At 46.3% G+C, this 3,982-nt stretch carries 4 protein-coding genes and 1 pseudogene; 4 read left to right on the top strand and 1 reads right to left on the bottom strand.

Annotated features, from left to right (window positions below; genetic code table 11):
• Nucleotides 1-686: 686 nt before the first annotated feature.
• Nucleotides 687-1,463 carry an ATP-binding protein gene (locus tag ACTNEN_RS13225; RefSeq protein WP_441206941.1) on the bottom strand — a complete coding sequence of 259 codons (777 nt, stop codon included), beginning with the start codon at nt 1,461-1,463 and terminating at the stop codon, nt 687-689.
• Nucleotides 1,464-1,828: 365 nt separating this feature from the next.
• On the opposite strand from ACTNEN_RS13225, the gene ACTNEN_RS13220 reads away from it, so the two are divergent.
• The 4 genes and pseudogenes from ACTNEN_RS13220 to ACTNEN_RS13205 all read left to right on the top strand — a co-directional run.
• On the top strand, nt 1,829-2,833 hold the full coding sequence (locus ACTNEN_RS13220) for an ORF6N domain-containing protein (protein ID WP_441206940.1): 1,005 nt from the start codon (nt 1,829-1,831) through the stop codon (nt 2,831-2,833).
• A 142-nt stretch (nt 2,834-2,975) separates the two neighbouring features.
• Nucleotides 2,976-3,220: pseudogene (locus ACTNEN_RS13215) on the top strand (DUF434 domain-containing protein); the annotation flags it as partial.
• A 21-nt stretch (nt 3,221-3,241) separates the two neighbouring features.
• Complete coding sequence (locus tag ACTNEN_RS13210; protein ID WP_441206943.1) at nt 3,242-3,757, top strand: DUF5616 domain-containing protein; 516 nt, start codon at nt 3,242-3,244, stop codon at nt 3,755-3,757.
• Nucleotides 3,758-3,878: 121 nt separating this feature from the next.
• Nucleotides 3,879-3,982, top strand: a 104-nt coding sequence (locus ACTNEN_RS13205; RefSeq protein ID WP_441206942.1) for an arsenate reductase family protein, incomplete at its 3' end; no start/stop codon positions are given.

Genomic DNA, 3,982 nt, shown 5'->3' with positions numbered 1-3,982 from the left:
GCATATCGGCATCTATCCGGGACCTGGGGCAGTGGAGCATTTTGCGGACCAATTCACGAAACGCGGCCTGAAATTCAGCAAGGGCGCGGTTCAGGTTCCATATGGGGAGAAACTTCCTCTTGATCTGATTGCAGAAATCGCGCGCTGGTGCGGTGAACATAACTCTAATTGATCATGTAGCTATTAAATAATGGAAATTCTAGTCATGCTGACCATCGTGGTGAAGAAGTAAGAAAAGGATGTGTCTATGGAAATAACAACAAAGCGTCTCATTCTCAGAGACTGGGAGGAAAGTGACGCGGCAGATCTGTTCGTGCTTAGGTGCGGAAAACTGATCTGACAGAGATTACAAGAGAAGGTCGTGTGAAAGAACTTTCGTTTTTTCACACGACCTTCCTTTTTATACACGGGGTTGTTTGATGGCTCAGAGGAAGGGGGAGTTAACCATGCTGGATTGCTTGCGATCACAATTTACGAGCCGGAAGAGCTACATCTTCTGATGGTGGACAACCACATTCCGGCCGGCGCGAAGCTGTATTTGAATATTCCGGTGCGCCGGAGGCGCCTGTCCGGTAACCCGGGAAGCAAGAGTCCGGCAGAATGGGAAGCATAGGACCTCTCATGTGCGGCGGAGCCGCCAGCACAGTCACGAAGGACTGTGCCAGCAATGATCTCCACCTTTGCAGTTACTGAGCAAGCTTGGGATCCAGACCGTAGACTTCCCTCATGGAGATGTCTTTGTCCGGATTGATACTTTCGATCACGATCTTATAAGAGTCATATGATATCCGATCCATGATAGCATCGGACAGAGGGCTGTCCTTGCCTCCAAGTTTGTTGTACCAGCCTTCCTCTTTGAACTGGGAGCAGAAGATGGTGGATGAGTGCTCTCTCCGTTTATGGATGAGTTCCAGAAGATTCGGGGCGTCATCCTCGGAAAGCTTAAGGAGAAGCCATTCATCCAGGATCAGCAGTGTCGGGTTGGTGTACTTCTTCAGTACATCAGTGAATCTGCCTGCGTCTTTGGCCGATTTGAGGTCGATGAGCAGATCCGGCATTCTGACGTACTTCACAGTGTAATAGTGTTTGCAGGCTTCCATTCCGAAGGCACAGGCCATGTAGGTCTTTCCACTGCTGGTAGCGCCGGTGATAAAGATGTTCCGGTACTCTGTGATGTACTCACAGGTCGCCAGCCGCTCAATGAGCGTTCTGTTCAGCTTGCGGTTGTGCCCATAATCGATATCGGCAATAGAAGCATCAGGCTGCTCAAACTCGGATTTCCGGATCAGCCTCTTCAGCCGGTTGTTCTTGCGTGCAGTGTATTCAGTATCGACGAGCATTCCGAAACGGCCCTCAAAGGGGACCTCCTTCATGGATGGGTCATCCTTCTGGACGCGGAATGCGTCGGCCATAGGTGTCATATGCATCTCAATAAGCTTGTCAATCGTACTCTGGTTGGTCATGATCTGTTACCTCCATAATGTCTGGACATCCTGCACCCTCGCCGGACGGTTGATCGGCATTGCATCATAGATGCTCTGCCGATCCAGTGGGAACTGCGTTCCCCCTGCGCCGTCTCCGACGGCTACCCTCTTGTTATATTATTCTAGCAATTGGTGCTATTCCAATGGGAATGAATGCTCATGAAAATGATTACTGCTGGCGCAGATAATAATTGTTCTGATAGACGCTTTATGGTATGTTCGACTTGCGACCTTTGAAATCAAAGACGAAAAGGTCGGACAAGATAAATTGTTATATCGAGGTCAAAATTTTTGACCTCGAAGATTATTTGAAACTGTGCTGGCAGATAATTCGGAGAAAATAAATGAGTGAAGAAAAACATAACAACCTCGTCCCTGTGGAAATTACAGCAGAGTCGCTGAAAACGAAGATATATGTGGTCAGGGGACAACAAGTAATGCTTGATATGGACCTTGCTGAAATATATGGATATACGACAAAAGCTTTCAATCAGCAGGTGAAGAACAACATCGTTAGATTTCCTGAAGATTTCAGGTTTCAATTGACTAAGGGGGAAGCAGATGAGCTATCGAGGTCAAAAAATTTGACCTCGATGCAAACTGCTGGAATCAAAGGAGGCAGAGTTTATCTTCCTTATGCTTTTACTGAGCAGGGAATCTATATGCTTATGAGTGTCTTGAAGGGAGATCTGGCTACCAGGCAGAGCATTGCGCTGGTAAGATTGTTTAAGGCAATGAAGGACTATATTCAGAATGATCCACTTCTGATTAAGTCTACCAATTTAGCCAGACTTTCTCTTCAGGTATCTGATAATGCGAAGGATATTAGCAAAATCAAAGAAACGATGGTAACCAAAGATGACCTTTCAAAGATTATTCAAAGTTTTTCCTTACCAGACAAAGGATTGGAATATGTCATTTATGCAGGGCAGACATTTGAAGCCGATGCGGCATATGCAGATATTTATAGCAAGGCAAAACAGAAACTCTATGTAGTTGATAACTATATTGGTCCCAAAACACTATTGATGTTAAAAAGTATTCCAGCTAATGTTGATATTATCATTTTCAGCGATAATATAAAGAACATGCTTCGACTGACAGAACTACAAGCGTTCCAGCGGGAATATCCAAAAGTGAAGTTGGCATTTCAACACACAGGTGGAAAGTTTCATGACCGGTATATCATTGTGGATTATAAATGCAGAACGGAAAAGATATATCATTGCGGAGCGTCATCAAAGGATGCCGGTAATAAGATAACGACTATTTCGCAGGCTGATAATAGAAAACTATATTACCCTATGATAGATGAACTTCTTATACAACCGGTACTGCGTTTACGGTGATGGTTATTTCAGAAACAATATAACGTGTCCGGAGCACCATTGTTACATCCATGCTTCTTTGGGAAGATATGGACTCTATATTCGATGCGATTGCGGACATTATGTTCGGCTCGACCAGATCTAAGAATTTTGAATATAGGTTATGATTAGTAGCAACAATGAAGTGAAAAAGAATGTCCGGCGCGGCTTTGCGCCGGAAGACGAGAGGCAGTTTTCTGCAGAATCAGTGCAACTTCTTAGAAAAGCAGGTACAGAAGTAAGATATCTCCTTAACCGCGGATATCATCTGAAGCCGGTCACGCAGTTTGTGGGGATCATTATCTGTTTTCCGAGCGGCAGCGTCTGGCGCTCGCAAGATCGATTGCTCCTGATGATAAAGTCGTTGCGAGAAGAAGCAGGGAAATCGATTTGGCAAGCATTGAGACAAATGGAGACAGGCTGGCGCTGCCTGAGATCAACGTAGATGGATTCAACACAGTCATTACGCTGGAGACGGCACTGTCGGGCTCACCTGTTTTCAAAGGAATGGATGGCTGCATCAGGGACCTTGCCGGCCTGCGCGGAACATATCGGATTATTGATGTGACGAAGAAGGCAGTTGATCTGCTCCTTCTTGCGGCGGACAACCTGTATGCGGGGAGGGTGAATGTTTTCCTGGATGCTCCGGTCTCCAATTCCGGCAGGCTGAAGACGCTTTTCTATGAGCGGCAGGAGACACTTGGTTGTGGATTTTTCCTGGAGATTTCCGTCATTAGCGATGTGGATGCGGTATTGAAGCAGTCCGGATATGTGGTGAGTTCGGATTCGGTCATTCTGGATTACTGCAGGAGCTGGATCAATCTCGTGCCGGAATTACTGAAGAAATGCGGCGGGGTGTGGATGATCGATCTGGATCTGATCGGTGCAGAAGAAAGGAAAGCGTAACTTGTCTGTAGAAGATTGTGGACAGGGTGAAGGAGTCCTATCCGGAGGCAGCGGAGAAGGTGATTCTGAAACTGGCTGGCAGTTCAGGAACTCGGACTGCTGTGAAAAGGGGGCAACAGTCATGAACATTCAGATTTTCGGCACGAAGAAGAGTGCGGATACAAGAAAAGCGGAGCGTTTTTTCAAGGAGCGGGGAATTAAGTTTCAGGCGATTGACCTTGCACA

This window comes from Oribacterium sp. HCP28S3_H8 (genome assembly GCF_052064775.1).
In the GTDB taxonomy this organism is placed as follows: Bacteria; Bacillota; Clostridia; order Lachnospirales; family Lachnospiraceae; genus Oribacterium.
Note: the sequence above shows the minus strand (reverse complement) of the source record. Positions and strands in the feature narration are given on the sequence as shown.